Origin of the sequence: Microbacterium sp. LMI13-1-1.1, assembly GCF_040815625.1 — a bacterium.
Classification (GTDB): domain Bacteria; phylum Actinomycetota; class Actinomycetes; order Actinomycetales; family Microbacteriaceae; genus Microbacterium; species Microbacterium forte.
In genome coordinates this window covers 519,273-540,117 of sequence record NZ_JBFPNL010000001.1, presented here as the reverse complement: position 1 = coordinate 540,117, position 20,845 = coordinate 519,273, and the positions used below count along the sequence as shown (strand labels likewise).

Here is a 20,845-nt window from a genome sequence, read left to right as displayed (position 1 = left end):
CGGGAGGGTAGGAAGAACGCCGAAAGTCTCTCCCACGCACAGAGTGCGTCGCACGACCGGAGCAGCGATGTCGGTGCTCGTGATGACGGTGGATGCGCTTGCGGGATACTCCCTCTCGCGTCACCAATGGTAGCGGAGCGGAAAGGCCGTGGTGGCATGGTCGACGTGACCTCGAACTCGCATCCGGACACCGCCGCGAACGTCCTCCCTCGGCGTCCTCCGGCAGCGGACACTCGCGAAGGTGCGCGCGCAGCCCGCACACTGATCTGAGACGATGGGGCATCTTCCGACACCTCCCAGGTGAGAGACACAAAACGGAATCGGGATGCCAGTGCAGACGAGTGATCAGAAATGGGCGGCACAGGCCGCGGCAGGTGACGAGAGCGCCTTCCGCGAGCTGTACCGCTCGTATGTCCGCCCGGTCTACTGGATCGCGCATGGCATGCTCGGCTCCCCCGCCGATGCCGAGGATGTGACCCAGGAGACCTTCGTCACGGCTTGGCGCAAGCTTCCGGGGTTCGAGCTTCAGGGAGAATCGATCCTCCCGTGGCTCGCGACGATCTGCCGCTTCCAGGCCGCGAATCGCCTTCGTCAGCGCAGGCGCGACCAGGCCCACACAACGGAAGCGGTGGACGAGACCCTGCCTTCGACGATCAGCGTCGAGGAGCAGGTGATCACCGCAGACCTCGCGGAGCGGATCGCCGCCGAGGTCGGCACGCTGAGCGACCTCGACCGCGCGATCTTCCGACTCTGCGCCGCCGAAGGCTATGCCTACCAGGCCGCGGCCGAGGAGCTCGGCGTGAGCCATGCCATCGTCCGGAACCGTCTCTCACGAGTCCGCACCCGACTTCGCGGTGCCGTGAAGGAAGCGAGCGACGCATGAACGACAAGACCAGCACCGAGCGACTGCCCGAGCTCACCGATGCCGCAGTGGCGCGCATCGAGACAGCCGTGTTCGACGACATCGCCGCCGAGCGGCCACGACAGACGCCAGCCGCAGCAGGGGCTCGACACCGCCGGCGTCGGTGGATGACCGGTGCCGGGATCGCGGCGGCGTTCGTCGTCGGCGTCCTCGTCACTCCTCCGATCCTCACTGCGGTGGGCGGGTCGGCGACGAGTTCGGCCGAGGGCGGAGACATGGTCGTCACGGAGGAGTCACGCTCCGGCTCCGCCGACCAGGGCGCACCTGGGGCCGCGACGGACTCGGCCGAGTCTGCACCGGCGGTCGGAGATGTCGCAGTCACTGATCGCGAGATCATCGCGACCGCCAACGCGACGGTGGAGGTGAAGGACATCGCGGACGCCGCCGACACGATCGGCGCACTGGCCGAGTCGCGCGGCGGGTATGTCGAGAGCACTGAGATCGGCAAGAGCGTCGCCGTCGACGGCACTTCGGAGCCGACGCCTTCCGACCCCGGGTACGGCTGGATCAGCATCCGCGTACCCTCCGCCGACCTCGCCGCCGTCATGGATGAGCTCGCCACCTCGGGCGAAGTGCTCTCCTCATCGATCTCGAAGCAGGATGTCACCTCGACGGCGATCGATCTGCGTGCGCGCGTGGATGCCACCAGGGCATCGGTGCAGCGGCTCACCGAGCTGATGTCGCAGACCGGCACGGTCGCTGAGCTCATCGAGGCAGAGGTCGCGCTCACAGATCGCCAGGGGCAGCTCGAGTCGTACGAGCAGCAGCTCGCATCGCTCGAGGACCAGGTCGCAATGTCGAGTCTCACTGTTCAGCTGACCCGCACGACGCCGCCGACGACCGCCGACCCGGCCGGGTTCTCGGACGGGCTCCTCGCCGGCTGGAACGGCCTCGTCGTCTCAGTGAACGCGCTGGTGATCGCCGTCGGATTCATCCTGCCGTGGATCGCTGTGGCCGGAGTGGTGGTGCTGGTGATCTGGCTCATCCGGCGGGCACGGCGCACTCGTATGGCAGCCGGCGAGCCGCCTGCCGAGAGCTGACTCGCATCTGCGAAAGGCCCGCCGCTCTCTGAGAGAGGCGGGCCTCATCCTTGTCTTTCCGGGGTATACAAGAAGTCTTGTAACAACTCGGAACCGGTTCTACGGTTACGTCCATGGAAGACATCTCGGTGATCACAGCGGTGCACCATCCGCTGCGCCGCCGCATCTACGACTATCTGCTTCTCTACGGCACCTCGCAGGTCACCACGCTCGCGCGCTCGCTCGGGAGCCAGGTCGGGAGCATCAGCCACCACCTGAGGATGCTCGAACGAGCCGGGCTCGTCGAACGCGACCAAGACCCCTCCGGCGACCGTCGCACCAGCTGGTGGAAGCTTGCTCGACGTGGGCTCACCTGGTCGGCGGAGGACTTCGCCGACTCCCCCGCCGACGCTCTGCTCGCACGGGAGGCGCAGCGCCAGGGCATCCGGATGCAGATCGAGCGTCTTCAGCGGTGGCAGCGCCGCCATGATGACCCTGCCTATGCCGCGTACGACGCCTCGAACACCGAGACGACCGCCTGGGCTTCTCCGGACGAACTCCGTGATCTGAGTGCGCGCCTTCTGCGCACGATGGAGGAATGGCGGGCGTCCGTCGACCTCGAGGACGGACAGGAGCGCACGCCGATCTTCTTCTTCGCCCACGCGTTCCCGACGACGCCATGAGCACCGCGGTCGAACCCGTGCAGTTGTCGGAGCCACCGACGTTCAGACGAGACCGTCGTGCGCACGCGTGGATCGCCGTCAAGGCGCTCTCGGATGCCGGGGATGCCCTCTGGACCATCGCCCTCGCCTGGACGGCCGTGCAGACTGCCTCTCCCGCTGTCGCCGGGCTCATCGTCGCGGCAGGGACGATCCCTCGGGCGATCGTGCTCCTCTTCGGCGGTGTGATCGCCGACCGCTCCGATGCGCGGCGGGTGATGATGCTGTTCAACGTGCTGCGTGTCGGCGTGCTCGTGGTCGTGGCCCTCTGGGTCCTCGCGACCCCACCGACGGTGAGCGTCCTGCTGTTCGCGGCGATCACCTTCGGAATCTGCGATGCGTTCTATGAGCCGTCTGCAGGAACCGTCGCCCGCCAGCTCGTGCGCCCGGGGGATCTCCCCTCCTATGGTGCGCTGGCCCAGACAGCGTCGCACCTCGGAACCATGGCGGGCGCGGCGACCGGCGGCGTGCTCGTCGCGTACGCGGGACTGGTGGGCAGCGCGGCGGTCAACGCCCTCACGTTCAGCCTCGTCGTCGCCTTCATCGCGATCTGGCTCCGGCCGCGGTTCCTTCTCGCCCGCGCGGCGAGGGAGTCCGTGCTGCACGGCATCGCCCGTGGATTCGCCCACCTCGGCACTCACCCGACCACCCGCACCCTCGTCCTCGCGCTCTCAGGCCTCAACCTCGCGGTCGGACCGGCGGTCGGGATCGGGCTCGCCCTGCGCGCGCACGACGAGGGATGGGGCGCTCAGGCGCTGGGGCTGTTCGAGGCGCTGCTCGGACTCGGCGCGGCACTCGGTGCCGTCTCGGTCGTCAAATGGCGACCGCGAAGAGAGGCACTCGCCGGCTTCTGGGCGCTCGTCGTCCAGGGCGTCGGGATCATCGCACTCGGCTGGGGTCCGGCGTGGACGGTCGCGACCGCGGCCTTCGTCATCGGCGCAACCGCGGGCTACGCCTCGGTCCTCCTGAGCGCCACCTTCTCTGCCACGGTCGACACCGCCTACCTCGGCCGGATGGGCTCGATCACCCGTCTCGGTGACGACTGTCTCATGCCCGTCGCCATGGCGGGGTTCGGTCTGCTCGCCTCGATCACGGCAGTCTGGGTGCCGTTCGCTCTCTTCGGCGGCACGATGATCGCACTCATGGTTCTGCCGCTGAGCAACCGCACGTTCCGGCAGCTCGCCCTCGTGCCGAAGACCTGACTCCCGCTGACCTCCGTGAGGGGTGCGATGCGCCCGCACATACGACGAAAGCCCTCGGAGAACCGAGGGCTTTCGCTTGTTGTGACCCCAGCGGGATTCGAACCCGCGTTACCGCCGTGAGAGGGCAGCGTACTAGGCCGCTATACGATGGGGCCGTCTGGCGGAACGTTTCCGTGCCGCGACAACTCAACAAGTATGCCATGACGATTCTCGCGCCGCCAAATCGAGCCGAGCCCTCGTCGATTCCCGGGCGTGGCGCGCTGGATCGGCGGTTTGCCAGAGACGCCGTGAAGGAGTTGACTCACCTCATGCGCATCACGAAATTCGAACATGCCGCTCTTCGCATTCAGCAGGGCGATGACACCCTCCTCATCGACCCGGGTTCGTTCACCGCTCCCCTGAACGACCTCTCGGGTCTCGTCGCCGTCGTGATCACCCACGAGCACCCCGACCACTGGACGCCCGAGCACCTGGATCGGATCCTCCGCGCCGCCCCCGGCACTCCGATCTACGCCCCTGCCGGCGTCGCACGTGCGGCCGAGGGCTATGACATCTCGGAGGTCGCTCCGGGCGACACCGTGGAGGTGGGAGCGTTCACGCTCCGTTTCTTCGGCGGCACGCACGAGGTGATCCACTCCTCACTCCCCACTGTCGAGAATGTGGGCGTGCTGGTCAATGAGGTCTTCTACTACCCCGGCGACTCCTACGCGGTTCCGGAGGGTGTCGAGGTCGGCACGCTCGCCGCTCCACTCGGAGCGCCGTGGCTGAAGATCGGCGAGGCGATGGACTACGTTCTCGCCGTGCGCCCGCGTCGGACGTTCGGCACTCACGACATGACCCTGTCGGTCGCAGGCAAGACGATGCACCGGCAGCGGCTGCAGTGGGCGACCGAGCAGGGTGGCGGAGAGTTCTCGGTCCTCGAGCCGGGCGACTCGCTCGACATCTGACCGTGGCGGACTCCCCCTCCGCCGAATACTCGCTCGATGAGAGCGGCGTACGAGACCTTCTCCGGCGGACGAGCCCTGATCTCGCCGGTCTGCCGCTGAGGCTGTTCGCCGACGGCTGGGACAACTCGATGTGGAGGCTCGGGTCGGAGCTCCTCGTGCGACTGCCTCGTCGCGACCTCGCCGTGCCGCTCATCGCGAACGAGCAGCGTGCGCTCCCCGCGATCGGACCGGCGCTGGCGGCCATCGGCATCCGCACCCCGGTGCCGCTGATCTCCGGCGAACCGAGCGAGCTGTTTCCGCGGCCCTGGTCGGTCGTCCCCTGGATCTCCGGAACGACGGCGCTCGCCTCCTCCCGATCGGACAACGCGGCGTGGGCACCACGACTCGCCGATGCCCTGAGGGCGCTGCACGCCCCCGGCCCTGCGGATGCTCCGCGCAACCCGGTGCGCGGACGCACCCTGGCCACTCGAGACGACGCGATGCGACCGCGGCTCGACGCGTTCAGGCACCGCACGGCGCTGCGTGACGCCTGGGTCGCAGGTCTCGCCGCACCGGTCGGCGCAGAGCAGGTCTGGATCCACGGCGATCTCCACCCGGGCAACATGCTGGTGGAGGATGGCACGCTCGCTGCGCTCATCGACTTCGGCGACGTCACGGTCGGCGACCCCGCCTACGATCTCGCCTCGTCGTGGATGCTCTTCGACGCCTCAGGTCGCGAGGCGTTCCGCAGAGCGACCGGATCTCGGTATGACGATGCCACCTGGGTCCGCGCGCGAGGGTGGGCGGCGTACATCGCCCTGATTCTCGTGACCCAGAGCGACGATCGACCCGAGTACTTCGCGGTGGGGGCGAGCACCGCCGACGCGCTCGACGCCGACTACAACAACTAGCTTCGACCCTGGCTGAGACCGCGGTCGGTGATCGATCAATCTTGGACAACGTCCCGGAACGCTGGCATCTGGAGTAGGTGGTCGCGCGTAAGTCCGTACCGCTCGTCGGGTGCGATCAGCAAATGTGGAACGTCAGCCCAGCGTTGTGCAATGCGGTCACCAAGGGCACCGCCAGGGTGGATGTCGTCCGCGAAGATGAACGACTGCGGGTCGGACTCTGGCGCAGCCTCGAGGATCGGGAGCTTCCAATCGTCCGGCAGTTCGTCCCGATGACGTATCTCTGGTGGAGGCTGGCGGGGCCGCCCCCTCTGCTTGGGGTGCTTGAGAAACGGCCAGGGAGGTCCCGTTCAGGTGGTCGTCGCGAGCATGCGCAGGATGCGCACGAGTCCGGCCTCGGCATCCGCGGTGTATCGGAAGCCGTCCGGCGTCTCGACGATCGAGCCGTTCTCGACCGACTGATCCCACCAGTCGGCGACGAAGTCGCGCGCCCACCCGCCTGTCGTGAAGCCGAAGCGATCCGCGACAAAAGAGACCGGGAGCATCAGGCGATAGCACGGCACGGAGTAGTCCACGGCATCCGGATACCCGTCGATGAACTCGTCGCGCGACCGAGCGATCGTCAGCGTCGAGTGCAAGAGGAACATCGCCGCGTACATCAGGTGGGAGTTCGCGTCGGCGTGAAGAGAGAAGAATCCCTTGTCCGCCACGATCCGGCGACCGACCTCGCGTACGGCGGCGCCCGCATCTGGGAGGGTCTCGGCGATGGCGTCGATGCCGCGCAGCACGATCGGCGAGAAGGATCCCTCGTTCACGATCGCGAGATACTCGGCCCGCTCCTCCTCCGGATCGGGCTGGAACTCCTCCTCGGACACGAGACCGCGGATGAAGGTCGCGAAGTCCTTCGCGACAGAGGACACCCGGTATTCGTCCTCCTGGTCGACGACGACCACCGCGGGTTCACCACGCGGACCGCACTCCCGGTAGTCGAGGGCGAACTCGGAGTGGCCGGCCGTTGGCGTGTCGGCGAAGTAGACCCCGATGGCGGGGTACTCCCACTCTTGTTCCATGAACCTCGATCCCGTAGAGCCGAGGAGCGAGTAGTGCGATGTTCGACCGATCGCGTACAGCCCGGTGACGGCGACGTGGTCCTCCGCCCAGACGTGCACGCCGGTAGTCGGGAAGCAGCTGCGGTCCAGCGTGCCGCCGTTGCGGACCGTGCGGCAGAGCTCGATGTATGCCGCGGGGAGGCGGTAGCCGAGCTCCGCCTCGACTTCGGCGATCAGCTCGTCAGACGGTGCCGCCTCGGTATAGCTCTCGAACCCGTAAGCGTGGTCATCGAACAGCCCCGCCAGGTCGTCATCGCTGAAGATGCGATCCATCTCTCCCCCCTCGCTCACGCAGTGTCCTGTCTCACAGGCTAAGCGCTCAACGCGGCCGCAAGAAGATGAACCATCCGGTCCGGGGCGGTCCTGTATCAGAGTGACCGACTGGTCCCAGATCAGGTGGACAATCTCACGCGACGCCCTGCCATCGCGTGATCCGTCGCGAAGAACAGTTTCAGCACTCCCGGCGCATGAACGCGGAGATGCCGCTGATCGGCGAGCTCACGCGCAGATGCCCGGCCCGACCCATGGTGATCACGCAGCCGCGCGCGCGTCGTTCAACACTCCAGCGTTGCACGCACAGGGCACCGGCTCGTGCCGATCAGCAATGAGCGCGCAGTACCCGTCTTCCCGAATGAGATCGTCACCGCCGTCGAAGCCGCAGCGATTCTCTACACCTACTACCTCACGGAAGCGGTCTCGCAGCCGTATATGCTTCGCGAGCTGGATCTGTCACAGGAACTCTCGGAGAAGAGTTGAGAGTCGCGGTCCTCAGGTGAAAGTAGCCGAGGTAGCCGCAGCGCTCCAGGACGAAGTAGAGCTAGCCCTGCGCAGCCCGAACGCGCAGCGCTCGGGCCAGGTGATCACGCTGCTCGATGACGATCCGGCGCAGCGCGGCGGGCGCCGAGCTGTTGCCGGCAAGCCACGCATCCACGAGATCGAGCGTCGGCGAGGCGGGGAACAGCCCCACGACCAGGCGCTGAGCCAGCTCGATGCTCCGCGTGCCCCACGCGTCGCCGATCCTCTCGAAGTACTCGGCTTCGAAACCCGCGATGAGATCACGGCGTCCACCTGCGCGGAAGCCTGCGATCTCGGCATCGAGATGGTCGTTGCTCAGCGAGCCGTCGTTCCACGCCGCGTCCCACGCTGCAGCCCGCACCGCGGAATCAGGTTGCGACGCGAGTGCCCTGCGAGCGGCCGTCCGACCGCTTCCGGTGTCGTCGGACTCGAGCTGGGCTGCGACGTCATCGGTCCCCGCGTGCCCTGTCGTGACGAGAGCCGTGAGCAGCTGCCACCGCAGATCAGGGTCGATGGTGAGACCCGCCGGGACATCACCGTGCAGGAGCGCGCGGACCTCGGCGGCGTGCACGTCGTCGAACGCCGACGCCGCCGCGAGGGCCCGCGCCCACGAGAGCTGGGCATCGCTTCCGGCATCCGATGCCTGCAGCGCAGCCCACGCGGTCTCCACCCAGGCCCGCTGCTCGCCCTGTCGCTCGCCGTCGCTCGCGTAGTGCCGGATCGCGAAGAGGGCATTCGAGAGAATGCCGACGAGAAGACCGATGTTCGACTCGTGCGGGGCATGTGCGCGCACGATCGAGGTGTATCGCGCCACTGTCAGCTCGCCGTCGCGCGTGGCGTTCCACAGCGACGACCACACGACGGCCCTCGCGAGGGGATCGTCGATGGAGGACAGTGATTCCTGCACCGTCGTCAATGATGCCTCGTCGAGCCGCACCTTGGCGTAGGTGAGGTCGTCGTCGTTGAGAAGCACGAGATCGGCGGAGGGGACCTCGATGGGCGTCCGCTCGTCGTGGATGTCCAGGGCGAGCTGGTCGCGACGCACCACGCGCCCGTCGATGCGGCGATAGAGCCCGACGCGCAGGCGATGCGGCCGAGGATCGCTCTGCACGAGCGTGGCGCTGCCGTCGGCCTCTCGCTCGAGCCGCAGCGTGGACACCCCTGTCGTCTGCAGCCATGCCTGCGACCACTCGGTCATGTCGCGCCCGGAGACCGCGCTCAGCTGCACGAGGAAGTCGTCGAGAGTCGTGTTGCCGAACGCGTTGGCCGCGAAGTATCTCCGGGCCCCCTCGAAGAACGCCTCATCGCCGACGAAGGCCACGAGCTGCTTCAGCACCGCGGCGCCCTTGGCATAGGTGATGCCGTCGAAGTTGAGCTTCGCGGCCTCGAGGTCGGTGATGTCGGCGACGATCGGGTGGGTGGTCGGCAGCTGGTCCTGCTGGTACGCCCATGCCTTGCGGTTGGCGGCGAACTTGACCCACGCGTCATAGAAGCGCGTCGCCACCGCTGATGCGTGCGAGCCCATGTAGTCCGCGAAGGACTCCTTGAGCCACAGGTCGTCCCACCACTTCATGGTCACGAGGTCGCCGAACCACATATGCGCCATCTCGTGCAGGATCGTGTTCGCGCGTGCGGCACGCTGCGCGTCGGTGGCCGCACCCCGCGAGAGATACGACTCGGTGAAAGTCACGAGTCCCGGGTTCTCCATCGCACCGAGGTTGTACTCGGGAACGAAGATCTGGTCGTACTTGCCCCAGGGATAGGGGTAGGCGAAGGCATCCGTGAAGAAGTCCAGACCCTGGCTCGTGATCTCGAGGATCTCCTCGGACTCCAGATACTGCGCGAGCGACTGCCGCGCGAACACACCGAGTGCGACGCGCTGATCATCGCGCGCCCACTCGCCGTCGACCCGGGCATACGGCCCGGCCGCGACCGAGGTGATGTAGCTCGAGATCGGGAGCGTCGGGGCGAACTCGACACGCTGCACCCCGACTCCGGCGTCGACCGTCGCCGCGACCTGGTTCGAGAGCACCTCCCAGCCCGCAGGAGCATCGATCACGAAGGTGTACGGCGCCTTGATGTCCGGCTGCTCGAAACACGCCATCACCCGCCGCGAGTCGGCCGGTTCGTATTGCGTGTAGAGGTAGGTGCGATCGTCGACGGGGTCGTGGAACCGGTGCAGCCCCTCGCCGGATCGGCTGTAGCTTCCGACCGCCTCGACACGCACAACGTTCGTGTCGGCGAGGTCGTGCAGCTCGATGCGCGCACCGTCGTAGATCACGTCGCGCTCGACGCCGTTCACGACGACTCGTTCGACGCTCTCCCCGATGAAGTCCAACCAGGTCGAGTGCGCCGTCGTGGTGAACTCCAGCGTGGTGGTCGTGGAGAACCCGCTGCGCGCCCGCTCGGGTGCACCCGTGAGGTCGAGCTCGACGCGGATGCTGCGCACGGAGACGGCGGCGGATCGCGCCGCGGTCTCCTCTCGCGAGAGGTTGGCTGTGTCCATGCCTCCATCCTTCCATCTGGCGTGCTCAGAGGCGGACCCCTTGCGTTGCATCACGCAACAGAACGGCGTAGAGTTGCATTATGCAACAACAGGAGGACTCCGGCGGACGTCGCGGCGACAGCGCCGACGTGCTTCGTTCCCTTGTCGCCATCACGCGTCGAGGTCTCATCGACGCACGCGCGGAAGAACCGAGGCTGTCGATCACCGATCAGTCCATCGTCATGGCGATCGCCGACGAGCCGGGGATCCGTTCGACGGACATCGCACGCATGTTCCGCCTCAACCGATCGACCGTGTCGCGTCAGCTCTCGACGCTCGTCTCTCTCGGCCTCGTGCAGGAGACGCCGTCGGTCTCCGGGCGCGGCCGTCCGCTCGAGCTGACCGCCGAGGGCGAAGAAGCCTTCCGCAACACGCTGCGATCGCTGCAGGGCGTGATCGACGTGCATCTCGCTCAGTGGACGGATGCCGAGGTGCATCGCTTCGCGCACGACCTCCGGCGTTTCGACAGAGGCCACGAACCCGCTTGACCACGGCCCACAAGGCCATCAGAGGAAGAAGAGAAAATGAAGAACATCACTGTTCTCGGCACTGGCGTGCTCGGATCGCAGATCGCGTTCCAGACCGCCTTCCACGGTTTCGACGTCGTCGCCTACGACATCGATCAGCCTGCGCTCGACCGCGCGGCCGAGCGGTTCGAGGGTCTCGCCGAGCGTTACGTCGCCGACGGTGTCGAGAACGCCGCAGACGGCGCCGCCCAGGCGGCGATCGGCCGCATCCGGCTCACGTCCGACCTTGCGGAAGCCGCAACCTCTGCCGACCTCATCATCGAGGCCGTGCCGGAGAACCTCGAGCTCAAGCAGGGCATCTACGGGACTCTCGCCGACGCCGCGCCGGCGACGACCATCTTCGCGACGAACTCGTCGACTCTGCTCCCCAGCGCGCTCGCGGAGTCCACGGGGCGCCCCGACCGTTTCCTCGCCCTGCACTTCGCGAACGAGATCTGGTCGCACAACACCGCGGAGGTCATGGGCACACCGGCCACCGACCCGGCGGTCTACGACGCCGTGGTGGAATTCGCCACCCGGATCGGCATGGTCCCGATCCAGATCAAGAAGGAGAAGGCCGGATACCTGCTGAACTCGCTGCTCGTGCCCTTCCTCCAGGCCGGAGCCGAGCTGCTCGTCGACGGGATCGCCGAGCCCGAGGCGATCGATGCGACGTGGCGGATCGGCACGGGCTCCCCGGCCGGCCCGTTCGAGATCTACGACATCGTCGGACTGACCACGGCATACAACATCTCCCGCATGGGAGGCGAGAAGCAGCAGCGCTTCGCCGAACTGCTCAAGGAGCAGTACATCGACAAGGGCAAGCTGGGCGTGGCCACGGGAGAGGGCTTCTACACCTACCCGCGAGAGAGCTGAATCCCCTCAGCGCCCGAGGAGCTTGCGGATCGCCGTCTCGGGCGACACCGTGAGATCGAGAGTGCGACCGCGCGCGTAGAGCCGGAACACGCGCGGATCGATGTAGCTCCCCCTGGCCACCGCGAGGGTGTTGCCGAGCGCTGACGCCGTCGCCTGCACGGCGAGGCGCTCGGCACGCCGCCGCTCGTTCTTCGTCTCGAGTCGGCCGATCCGCGCGAGGGCGTCAGCTGCGAGGATCGTGCCGTGCAGCGTGCGGAAGTCCTTCGCAGTGAACGACGCCCCGGCCACCTGCCGGAGATAGTCATTGACCTCGGTCGACGTGAGTCGCACGCGGCGGCGACCCTTGCGGTACGCGAGCAGCGGGGCCCGCGGCGAGCCGACGGCGAACTCCGACAGCGCCTCGGCGAGGGCGGCGTCGGAGATCTCGATCGCGGCGAGCTGCTTGCTCTTCGCGGGGAAGCTCAGGGACACGTCGCTGCCGTCGATGCGTACGTCCCGTCGCCGGAGGGTGCTCAGCCCCCGACTGCCGTGCTTCACGAGGTAGCGCTCGGAGCCGATGCGCAGCGCGGCGTCATCGAGGAGCCGGAAGGAGACCGCGAGTGCTCGCTCTCGTGTCAGACCCGGCTCGCCTATGGCGCGCGTGACCTTGGCCCTGGCCGCAGGCAGCGCCGCAGCGAGCTTGAGCGCCCGCGCGAACTTGCGCTGATCCCTCCCCGTGCGCCAGAGCGGGTGGTAGAGGTACTGACGTCGTCCCGCATCGTCGGTGCCGACCGCCTGGATATGAGCGAGCGGATCGGCGGCGATCCACACGTCCTTCCATGCCGGGGGTATCGCGAGGTCGCGGATGCGCTCCCTGTCGGCCTCGACGACGGGGGTGTTGCCCGCGTCGACGTATCGGAACCCGGACCCGGATCGCACCCGGCGGATTCCTGGTGTCTCGCCCGGAACGACTCTCGTGAGCGCCATTCTCGTCCTCTCGGTCATGCCTCGTCGGGCATCGGGTGTTTCCCGCTCACGATGGCCGACGAAGAGCGAGGCGTGAAGGGCATGGCGCGACGCACGGGCGACCTGCTAGGCGACGCCGGCTCCTTCAGGCGGTGCCGGGAGGGTGCGGCCTCTGCCCAGGGACCCGATTGTCGGGGCACACCGAGGTCTGCCATCCTCTTCACTATGGCCATGTCTTTCGAGGAATTCCGCACATCCCTGACCAGTGCAGATCTGCGGGCCGGCCTGGGGGTGCAGCTCACCGACCTCGAAGCGCAGCAGGTCGCCGATGATCCGGCCTCCGCTCAGAGCTGGTACGCGTACTGGCTCTCGACCCAGCCGACGACTCCCCCGCCACCAACGGGCCCCGCGTTCGATGCACCGCCGCCCGCCTACGACGCACCCCCACCCGCATTCGATGCGCCGGCGCCCGCCTACGACGCGCCGCCGCCCGCCTACACCGCGGCTCCCGGCTACCCCGCGCAGGGCGACGTCTCCGTCGGTTCTCCCGCCTATCCTGGATACGCGCCCGTTCCCGGCGGCCGACCCGGCAAGAAGAAGAGGGTCGGACTGTGGGTGACTCTGTCGATCCTCGGCGCCCTGCTGGTGATCGCCGCCATCGTCGTGATCTTCGCCTTCGCCACAGCACGCCATTGGACCAAGACCGATGTTCCTGAGCAGCCCGAGACCTTCCGCAGCGAGGAGTACGAGACCGGTCGCGTCGACGTCACGATGGACGACGTCAACCCGTGCTCGGTGAACCAGGATTGGACCGACTGCACGAACCTGATGGTCGCGACCTATACGGCCGCCTGCGTCGACGTCGAGCTCACCGAGACCGCGGCCCTTCTGTGCACCGAGTACAGCTCCGCGATAGACGAGATGAAGGCGCAGGACGGCGAGGGCTATTACGTCGCGACGCTCGGCAGCTACGGGAGCCTGCATCAGACGCCTGAGATCGACACCCGCCAGGTCTCGAACGACGACTACGAGCCCGCCGTCACCCACGAGGTGGTGTGCTACCTCGGATTCATCGGAGAGTGCGAGTGAGACACTGGACCGGAAACGACAAAACCCCCGCCTGAGCGGGGGTTTTTGTCTTGCTGGGGTACCTGGACTCGAACCAAGAACAACGGAACCAGAAACCGCCGTGTTGCCAATTACACCATACCCCAAGGGCGAAACCGGAGTCTCGCACCGAGAGTCAAGCTTACCCGAGCCGTGGCCCTAATGCCAAAACGCCTCGGTCCGTCCGGGCGCGTCGCCCGACGATCGCTGCGGGTGCGTGACCTCGGCAGCGGGCAGGAGCTCATCGAAGCGATGCTCCCCCGCCCGCCTGCCTCGTCAGTTCGCGAGGAACGCCGACAGCGACCGGAGGCGCCGCAGTGACTCGTCCTTGCCCAGGAGCTCCATGGACTCGAACAGCGGCGGCGAGATCCGACGACCGGTGATCGCGACGCGCGGAGGGCCGTAGGCGATGCGGGGCTTGAGCTCGAGCTTCTCGACGAGCGCCTCCGCGAGAGCCTCCTGGATCTTCTCTGGAGTGAACTCGGTCACCGGCTCGAGGGCGACGGCGCAGGCGTCGAGGACCTCGGCGGCGTTCGCGGGCAGCCCCTTGAGCGCGTCGGCATCATACGAGACGTCGTCGGTGAACAGGAACCCCACCATGCCGGGCACATCGCCGAGCAACTGCACGCGCTCCTGCACGAGCGGTGCGACGCGGAAGGCGAGCACGAGCTGCTCGTGCGTCGGCTCATCGAAGAGGCCGGCGGCAGCGAGGTACGGGATCGTCCTCTCGGCGAAGTCCTTCTCGTCGAGCTTGCGGATGTGGTCGCCGTTGATCGACTCGGCCTTCTTCTGGTCGAAGCGTGCCGGGTTCGGATTCACGTCGACGATGTCGAACGCCTCGGTGAACTCCTCGAGCGAGAACACGTCGCGGTCGTGACCGATCGACCAGCCGAGGAGCGCGAGGTAGTTCAGCAGTCCCTCGTGGATGAAACCGCGATCCCGATGCAGGAACAGATCGGCCTGCGGGTCGCGCTTGGAGAGCTTCTTGTTGCCGGTCTCGCCGAGCACCAGAGGCATGTGGGCGAAGCGGGGCACGAAGGTGGTGACCTCCGCATCGATGAGCGCCGCGTAGAGCGCCAGCTGGCGAGCCGTCGAGGGCATCAGGTCTTCGCCGCGCAGGACGTGCGTGATGCCCATCAGCGCGTCGTCGACCGGGTTCACGAAGGTGTACAGCGGGATGCCGTTCGGACGCACCACCACGAAGTCCGGGAAGGATCCTGCGGGGAATGTCACCTCGCCCCGGATCAGGTCGACGTAGGTGAGGTCCTCGTCCGGCACGCGCAGGCGGAGGGCGGGCTGACGCCCTTCGGCCCGGAAGGCGTCCTTCTGCTCCGCCGTGAGGTCGCGGTCATGGTTGTCGTACCCGAGCTGCTTCGCTCGTCCGGCGGCCTCGTTGCGAGCGTCGATCTCCTCCGCGGTCGAGAAGCTCTCATACAGAGCGCCGGATGCGAGGAGCTTGTCGATCACGCCGCGGTAGATGTCGTGGCGCTCGGACTGACGGTAGGGAGCGTGGGGTCCACCGACCTCGACACCCTCATCCCAGTCGATCTTCAGCCAGGTCAGAGCGTCGACCAGCTGCCGGAAGCTCTCCTCGCTGTCTCGGGCGGCGTCGGTGTCCTCGATGCGGAACACCATCTTGCCGCCGTTGTGGCGGGCGTACGCCCAGTTGAACAGGGCCGTGCGGACCATGCCGACGTGCGGCAGTCCGGTCGGAGAGGGGCAGAAGCGGACGCGGACGTCGGCGCCACTGGCGGTCGTGGTGAGGGGGTGCGGGGTAGCCATATCCCCTCGATTCTAGTTGCCGGGCGGCGTCTCGACCTCCCCGATCCGCCCACGATCGGGGCCGGCGAGAGGGGTCACCGTGGGTAACAGTCACTCACCGTGGGTAACAACCGGCATGCGACCTCGTCGCGCTCCTATCGTTGCCGCATCGACCAATCGGAAGGGTGACGACGTGACAATCACGGATGCAGTGACGACAGGCCTCGGCGATCGCTGGCTGAGCGCACCGAGACCTCAGACCAGCCGCGAATGGATCGAGCGCGCCGAAGAGGTTGCCGACATCCTCGCGGTGGATGCCGTCGAGAGGGACCGCGCGAACGCGACGCCTCGTGCAGAGGTGCAGCTGCTCAAGGACTCGGGTCTGGTCACTCTGCTCGGCCCGCGCGCCCATGGCGGCGCGGGCGAGAGCTGGGAGACCGCGTACCGGGTGATCAGAGCGGTGGCCTGCGGCGACGGCTCGATCGGGCAGGTCCTCGGGTACCACTACCTCTGGGCATGGGCGGCGCGCCTCGTCGGAACCGACGAGCAGATCGCCGCGATCGAGGAGCTGTACACCGCGAACGACTACGTCTTCGGCGGCGCGGTGAACCCGCGCGACTCCGATCTGGTGATCCGCGAAGACGGCGACGACCTCGTGTTCTCCGGCCGGAAGTCCTTCTCCACCGGTGGTCGGATCTCGGACCTGACGGTCCTCGAAGGCGTCCTCGAAGGCACCGAGACGCACATCTTCGCGATCGTGCCCACGGCGCAGGAGGGAATCGTCTTCGGGAACGACTGGGACAACCTGGGCCAGCGGCTCACCGAATCAGGGTCCGTCGAGATCCGCGACGTGCGCGTCCCCTGGGCAGCGGCAGCCGGTTTCGTCGACCGGGTTTTCCAGCCTCTGACCTACAACACGCTGAACGTGCCGACCATCCAGCTCGTGTTCGCGAACTTCTACCTCGGCATCGCACAGGGTGCACTCGAGACGGCATCCGCTTACACCCGATCGACCACTCGAGCCTGGCCGTACGGCGGCGACGACAAGCAGCACGCGACGGACGAGTGGTACCTGCTCGAGGGTTACGGCGAACTGGCCTCGAAGCTGTGGGCGGATGAGGCACTGGTGGATGCCGTGGGCTCCGAGATCAGCGCGGTGCTGCATGCTCCCCGAGAAGACCTCACTGCACGCCGACGCGGCGAGATCGCCGTGCGCATCGCAGCGGGGAAGCTGCGCATCGTCGACGACGGCCTGGAGGTCACCACGAAGATCTACGAGCTCACCGGTGCCAGAGCGTCGGCCAACTCTGTCGGCCTCGACATCTTCTGGCGCAACCTGCGCACGCACAGTCTGCACGACCCGATCGCGTACAAGAAGCGGGAGGTCGGCGACTACGTGCTGCGCAACGAGGTGCCTGAGCCGACCTGGTACACCTGATCGCCGCGATGCAGGTGGTCCTCGGTGCCGCGCCGACACAGGCGGTCGCGGCACCGAGCGACCGCGGGGCACTCCGGCCGCGGGCGGCCTCAGCCGCGCGACGCCACGGCAACCGCGGCAGAATGCACCAGCGGCAGGCGGCCGGCGATCGATCGATCGGCGCACACCGACTCGAAGGCAGCACGGAACGAGCGCCGACCGGTGTCGTCGAGGGCTCGGTAGAACTGGCCCGCTCCCCCGACGCCTCCTTCGGCTGACACCCACAGCGCAGTCGCATCCGCCGACCACGTCCAGGTGATCTCCGACACCCGCGGGCGCATCCAGCCCGCATCGTCGAGCATCCTCGCGAAGCCGTCGACGGTCCGCTCGAAGTCCTTCTCCGGCGGAAGCCGCTCGCCCTCGGTCGGGACGAGCGCCGCGCGCTCGCACACCTCTCGCCAGAGCCAGGTCGGCGAGTTCGTCCAGATCGTGGCCGCCACGCGGCCTGCAGAGACGCGGAGAAGCTCTCCGGCCGATGCGCGGGGGTCGGCGACGTGGTTCAACACGAAGTTCGCCACGACCGCATCGAACTCCGCGTCCTCGAACGGCAGCGACGGCAGCGCTCCGTCGCGCACCCGCATCGCCGGGTGCTGCCGCAGCGCGACCTCCCGCATCGTCGGCTCGGGCTCGCACCCTGTCGCATCCCACCCGGCATCCGTGAACGCGGCCGTGAGGAGACCGGTTCCGGAACCGACATCGAGCAGCGAGCGACCCGCAGGGTCTCCGAGCCGCCCGAGCAGAGTCCCCGCCGTGCCGACGCACAGCGAGGCATAGGAATCGGCGTATGCCCGCCCCGTGCCCGCCCAGTCCTTCATCGCCTCGGACGCCCGAGAGGAGAGAGCGCGACGATGGCGACGACGATGACAGACGCGGCGATGCCCAGTCCGGCATAGTCGAAGTTCGAGAGCACCACGCCCGCGAGCACCGCGCCGGCAGCTGCCGAGAGGCTCATGAGCGAGTCGCTGCGACCCTGCCTGCGTGTGCGGATCTCGGGGGCGCTCGACTCGGTCAGCAGCGCGGCCCCCGCGACGGTCGCCGCGCTCCATCCGAGCCCCAACAGGATCAGAGCCACGATCACGCCCCACTCCCGATCATTCGCGAACACGGCGAACGCCAGGGCCGCCCCGAGGAGCACCTGCCCCAGCAGGACCACACGCAGCCGCCCCCACCGGTCGGCGAGGATGCCGAAGAGCGGCGACAGCGCATACATGCCGCCGACGTGCAGGGCGATCGTGATGCCGACGAGAGCCGAGACATCGGCCGGTGTGGGCGCCATTCCGTGCGCGCCGTGCGCCATGTGCGCGAGATGCACAGGAGTCATCGCCATGACGGACGCCATCACGACGTGCGAACCGGCGACTGCGAACATCGCGTAGCGAGCAACCACCGGCCTGTCGGCGAACGCCTTGCCTGTAGCCCCCGCAGCAGCGGCTGACGCGAGCCTCTGCGCGGCCAGAAGAGGATCTGGCCGCAGCGCCACGAGATACAGGATGAGAGCCGCGCATTGAGCGACGAACGAGAAGACGTAGGAACCGGTCTGAGGCGGCATGCCGATCGCGGCGCCCACGATCTCACCCGGTCCGAGCAGCAGAGGGCCCGCGACCCCGCCGATGGTGGTCGCCCACACGACGATCGAGAGGTCCCGCCCTCGGTGCTGCGGCGCGGCGAGGTCGGTGGCGGCGAATCGCGACTGCAGATTGCCCGCGTTCCCGGCGCCGATCATGAGGATGCCGACCAGCAGCAGCGGGAACACCCGCAGCGACGCCGCGAGGATCACGACGGCGATCCCCACGAGCGCGAACAGATTGCCGAGCGTCAGTGCACGGCGACGCCCCACCCTGGCGGCGAGGCGAGCGAGAGGGATCGCGCACACTGCGGCGCCCAGCGTGACCGATGCGGTCGCGAGTCCCGACAAGGCGTCGCTGCCGGAGATGTCGGCGGCGAGCAGCGCGCCGAGCGACACGGTCGCCCCGAACGCGATGCCGCCGAGCACCTGGCCAGACGAGAGAACCAGCACGGTTCTCCGCTGGACCGCTGCCTGCTGAGCCGCCGTCAGGGCGACCACGGTCATGATGGGCGCACGGCGTCGCGCACGGTGTTGCGCAGAATACCCAGACCGGTGATCTCGACCTCGACGGTGTCGCCGGCGACGAACTCCCCCACACCAGCCGGCGTGCCGGTCAGGATGACGTCACCCGGCAGCAGGGTGAAGGCCTCGGATGCATGCTCGATGATCGCCTCGACGGAGTGGATCATGTCGGTCAGAGGCGCCTTCTGACGGACCTCGCCGTTGACCCGGGTCTCGATCGTCGCCACCGACGGATCGAACTCCGTGCTGATGGTCGGACCGAGAGGGCAGAACGTGTCGAAGCCCTTGGCCCGAGCCCACTGGCCGTCCTTGCGCTGAAGGTCGCGCGCCGTGACATCGTTGGCGATCGTGTAGCCGAGCACGTGGTCGAGGGCATCCGCCGCCTTCACGTTCTTCGCGACCCGTCCGATCACGACGGCCAGCTCGCCCTCGTATTCGGTCTGCTCTGAGATCGACGGGCGCACGATCGCGTCGCCCGGGCCGATGACGGCGGTGTTGGGCTTGAGGAACAGCAGCGGCTCCTCGGGGGCGACTCCCCCCATCTCAGCGGCGTGGTCGTGGTAGTTCTTGCCGACGCACACGATCTTGGATCGAGGGATGACCGGCGCCAGGATCACCGCGTCCGCGATCGGGACTCGGTCTCCGGTGGGTTCGTACCCGGCGAAGAGCGGATCGCCCGCGAGGACGACCAGGTCGGTGTCGTCGACGATCCCGAAGAGGATGGCGTCGTCATGGCTGAATCGGGCGATCTTCATGCCACCAGCCTATCCAGAGCGCCGGACGACGAGACCCCGCTGCACAGGTCGCGCAGCGGGGTCTCGGGGAGTTCCTGCGAAGATCAGGCGTCGAGGCGCAGGAGCCAGCCGTGCTTGTCTTCGCGGCGGCCGTACTGGATGTCGGTGAGTTCTTCGCGGAGCGACAGCGCGAGTTCGCCGAGCGGCTGCGGCTCATCGAAGCCTTCGCCGACGAGTGCGCCGATCGGCGTCACGACTGCGGCCGTGCCGCAGGCGAACACCTCGACGATGTCGCCGGAAGCCACGCCCTCGCGCCACTCGTCGATCGAGATCGGCCGCTTCTCGACCGTGTAGCCGCGATCCTCGGCGAGCTGGAGCAGCGAGTCGCGCGTGATCCCCTCGAGGATGCTGTCGGACTCGGGCGTGACGACGCGGCCGTCCTTGAACACGAACACGACGTTCATCCCGCCGAGCTCCTCGACGTTGCGCTGCTCATCGAGGAACACGACCTGGTCGCATCCCTTCGACGAGGCCTCGCTCTGTGCGAGCAGGCTCGACGCGTAGTTGCCGCCCGTCTTGGCCTTGCCCGTGCCCCCCTTGCCGGCGCGTGCGTAGTCCTCGGAGAGCCAGATGCGCACGGGCTTCACGCCGCCGCTGAAATATGCGCCGGCCGGGCTTGCGATCACGTAGTAGGCGACCTTCTGCGCGGCTCGGACACCGAGGAACGCCTCTTTGGCGAACATGAACGGGCGCAGGTAGAGGCTCTGGTCGGCGCCGGACGGCACCCACCGCCCGTCGACCGCGATGATCTCGCGAAGCGACTGGATGAAGTACTCGGTGGGCAGCTCCGGCAGCGCGAGGCGACGGGCGCTGGCCTGGAGTCGTGCGGCGTTGCGGTCAGGGCGGAAGGTGTGGATCGACCCGTCTGCGTGACGGTAGGCCTTGATGCCCTCGAAGATCTCCTGCGCATAGTGCAGCACGGAGGCGGCGGGGTCGAGCGGGATCGGTCCGTACGGCTGCACGCGCGGGCGGTGCCATCCGCCCTTCGCCGACCAGCAGATGTCGACCATGTGATCGGTGAAGACCACGCCGAAGCCGGGGTTCTCATGAACCTCGGCGACACGGCCGGCCGTCGCGGCGGCCAGGTTCTTGGTCACAGCGAACTCCAGTGGAGCCACGGTGGTCTCGGCATCGATGGTCGTCAT

At 67.7% G+C, this 20,845-nt stretch carries 19 protein-coding genes and 2 tRNA genes; 11 read left to right on the top strand and 10 right to left on the bottom strand.

Features of this window, described 5'->3' with window-relative positions; translation table 11 throughout:
- Positions 1 to 325 precede the first annotated feature (325 nt).
- The 4 genes from MRBLMI13_RS02570 (at position 326) to MRBLMI13_RS02555 (ending at position 3,862) form a co-directional block, all read left to right on the top strand.
- Positions 326 to 883 (top strand): RNA polymerase sigma factor, encoded by a 558-nt coding sequence (locus MRBLMI13_RS02570; protein ID WP_042541712.1) that lies wholly within the window; start codon positions 326 to 328, stop codon positions 881 to 883.
- A complete protein-coding gene (locus MRBLMI13_RS02565; protein ID WP_367820690.1) occupies positions 880 to 1,962 on the top strand; it encodes a DUF4349 domain-containing protein in 1,083 nt (360 codons plus the stop codon). The genes MRBLMI13_RS02570 and MRBLMI13_RS02565 overlap by 4 nt, the downstream gene beginning before the upstream one ends.
- A gap of 113 nt (positions 1,963 to 2,075) precedes the next feature.
- Complete coding sequence (locus MRBLMI13_RS02560) at positions 2,076 to 2,624, top strand: ArsR/SmtB family transcription factor (RefSeq protein WP_367820692.1); 549 nt, start codon at positions 2,076 to 2,078, stop codon at positions 2,622 to 2,624.
- The gene (locus tag MRBLMI13_RS02555; protein ID WP_367820694.1) at positions 2,621 to 3,862 is read left to right on the top strand and encodes an MFS transporter; all 1,242 of its coding nucleotides are present in this window, start codon (positions 2,621 to 2,623) and stop codon (positions 3,860 to 3,862) included. Before MRBLMI13_RS02560 ends, MRBLMI13_RS02555 begins: the two co-directional genes overlap by 4 nt.
- A gap of 82 nt (positions 3,863 to 3,944) precedes the next feature.
- Here the strand turns inward: MRBLMI13_RS02555 and MRBLMI13_RS02550 are convergent.
- Positions 3,945 to 4,017, bottom strand: a tRNA-Glu gene (locus tag MRBLMI13_RS02550).
- A gap of 153 nt (positions 4,018 to 4,170) precedes the next feature.
- Here MRBLMI13_RS02550 and MRBLMI13_RS02545 point away from each other — a divergent pair.
- Together MRBLMI13_RS02545 and MRBLMI13_RS02540 are read left to right on the top strand one after the other, a co-directional pair.
- Entirely contained in the window at positions 4,171 to 4,809 is a 639-nt protein-coding gene (locus tag MRBLMI13_RS02545; RefSeq protein WP_367820696.1) for an MBL fold metallo-hydrolase, read from the top strand.
- A 2-nt stretch (positions 4,810 to 4,811) separates the two neighbouring features.
- Positions 4,812 to 5,699 carry an aminoglycoside phosphotransferase family protein gene (locus MRBLMI13_RS02540; RefSeq protein WP_367820697.1) on the top strand — a complete coding sequence of 296 codons (888 nt, stop codon included), beginning with the start codon at positions 4,812 to 4,814 and terminating at the stop codon, positions 5,697 to 5,699.
- 347 nt (positions 5,700 to 6,046) lie between these two features.
- Here MRBLMI13_RS02540 and MRBLMI13_RS02535 read toward each other — a convergent pair whose 3' ends face one another.
- A complete protein-coding gene (locus MRBLMI13_RS02535) occupies positions 6,047 to 7,078 on the bottom strand; it encodes an SMI1/KNR4 family protein (protein WP_367820698.1) in 1,032 nt (343 codons plus the stop codon).
- Positions 7,079 to 7,396: 318 nt separating this feature from the next.
- On the opposite strand from MRBLMI13_RS02535, the gene MRBLMI13_RS02530 reads away from it, so the two are divergent.
- Entirely contained in the window at positions 7,397 to 7,561 is a 165-nt protein-coding gene (locus tag MRBLMI13_RS02530) for a hypothetical protein (RefSeq protein WP_367820700.1), read from the top strand.
- 61 nt (positions 7,562 to 7,622) lie between these two features.
- Here the strand turns inward: MRBLMI13_RS02530 and pepN are convergent, their stop codons facing one another.
- Positions 7,623 to 10,106 (bottom strand): aminopeptidase N, encoded by a 2,484-nt coding sequence (gene pepN / locus MRBLMI13_RS02525; protein ID WP_367820702.1) that lies wholly within the window; start codon positions 10,104 to 10,106, stop codon positions 7,623 to 7,625.
- 80 nt (positions 10,107 to 10,186) lie between these two features.
- On the opposite strand from pepN, the gene MRBLMI13_RS02520 reads away from it, so the two are divergent.
- Both MRBLMI13_RS02520 and MRBLMI13_RS02515 read left to right on the top strand, forming a co-directional pair.
- Positions 10,187 to 10,633, top strand: a complete 447-nt coding sequence (locus MRBLMI13_RS02520) for a MarR family winged helix-turn-helix transcriptional regulator (RefSeq protein WP_079112713.1) — start codon at positions 10,187 to 10,189, stop codon at positions 10,631 to 10,633.
- 36 nt (positions 10,634 to 10,669) lie between these two features.
- Entirely contained in the window at positions 10,670 to 11,527 is an 858-nt protein-coding gene (locus MRBLMI13_RS02515; protein WP_367820704.1) for a 3-hydroxyacyl-CoA dehydrogenase, read from the top strand.
- 6 nt (positions 11,528 to 11,533) lie between these two features.
- Here MRBLMI13_RS02515 and MRBLMI13_RS02510 read toward each other — a convergent pair whose 3' ends face one another.
- On the bottom strand, positions 11,534 to 12,493 hold the full coding sequence (locus MRBLMI13_RS02510) for a DNA topoisomerase IB (protein ID WP_042541726.1): 960 nt from the start codon (positions 12,491 to 12,493) through the stop codon (positions 11,534 to 11,536).
- 210 nt (positions 12,494 to 12,703) lie between these two features.
- On the opposite strand from MRBLMI13_RS02510, the gene MRBLMI13_RS02505 reads away from it, so the two are divergent.
- Positions 12,704 to 13,561: a hypothetical protein gene (locus tag MRBLMI13_RS02505; RefSeq protein WP_367820706.1), complete on the top strand. Its 858-nt coding sequence runs from the start codon at positions 12,704 to 12,706 to the stop codon at positions 13,559 to 13,561.
- A gap of 53 nt (positions 13,562 to 13,614) precedes the next feature.
- Here the strand turns inward: MRBLMI13_RS02505 and MRBLMI13_RS02500 are convergent.
- A tRNA-Gln gene (locus tag MRBLMI13_RS02500) sits at positions 13,615 to 13,686 on the bottom strand.
- A gap of 169 nt (positions 13,687 to 13,855) precedes the next feature.
- On the bottom strand, positions 13,856 to 15,361 hold the full coding sequence (gene gltX / locus MRBLMI13_RS02495; protein WP_367820708.1) for a glutamate--tRNA ligase: 1,506 nt from the start codon (positions 15,359 to 15,361) through the stop codon (positions 13,856 to 13,858).
- Positions 15,362 to 15,533: 172 nt separating this feature from the next.
- On the opposite strand from gltX, the gene MRBLMI13_RS02490 reads away from it, so the two are divergent.
- Positions 15,534 to 16,778: an acyl-CoA dehydrogenase family protein gene (locus tag MRBLMI13_RS02490; RefSeq protein ID WP_367820710.1), complete on the top strand. Its 1,245-nt coding sequence runs from the start codon at positions 15,534 to 15,536 to the stop codon at positions 16,776 to 16,778.
- An 89-nt stretch (positions 16,779 to 16,867) separates the two neighbouring features.
- Here MRBLMI13_RS02490 and MRBLMI13_RS02485 read toward each other — a convergent pair whose 3' ends face one another.
- The 4 genes from MRBLMI13_RS02485 to MRBLMI13_RS02470 form a co-directional block, all read right to left on the bottom strand.
- A complete protein-coding gene (locus MRBLMI13_RS02485) occupies positions 16,868 to 17,632 on the bottom strand; it encodes a class I SAM-dependent methyltransferase (protein WP_367820712.1) in 765 nt (254 codons plus the stop codon).
- Positions 17,629 to 18,888, bottom strand: coding sequence for an MFS transporter (locus MRBLMI13_RS02480; RefSeq protein WP_367820714.1), 1,260 nt, complete (start codon positions 18,886 to 18,888; stop codon positions 17,629 to 17,631). Before MRBLMI13_RS02480 ends, MRBLMI13_RS02485 begins: the two co-directional genes overlap by 4 nt.
- Positions 18,885 to 19,661 carry a fumarylacetoacetate hydrolase family protein gene (locus tag MRBLMI13_RS02475; RefSeq protein WP_309688055.1) on the bottom strand — a complete coding sequence of 259 codons (777 nt, stop codon included), beginning with the start codon at positions 19,659 to 19,661 and terminating at the stop codon, positions 18,885 to 18,887. Before MRBLMI13_RS02475 ends, MRBLMI13_RS02480 begins: the two co-directional genes overlap by 4 nt.
- An 83-nt stretch (positions 19,662 to 19,744) precedes the next feature.
- Positions 19,745 to 20,845 carry a branched-chain amino acid aminotransferase gene (locus MRBLMI13_RS02470; RefSeq protein ID WP_042542135.1) on the bottom strand — a complete coding sequence of 367 codons (1,101 nt, stop codon included), beginning with the start codon at positions 20,843 to 20,845 and terminating at the stop codon, positions 19,745 to 19,747.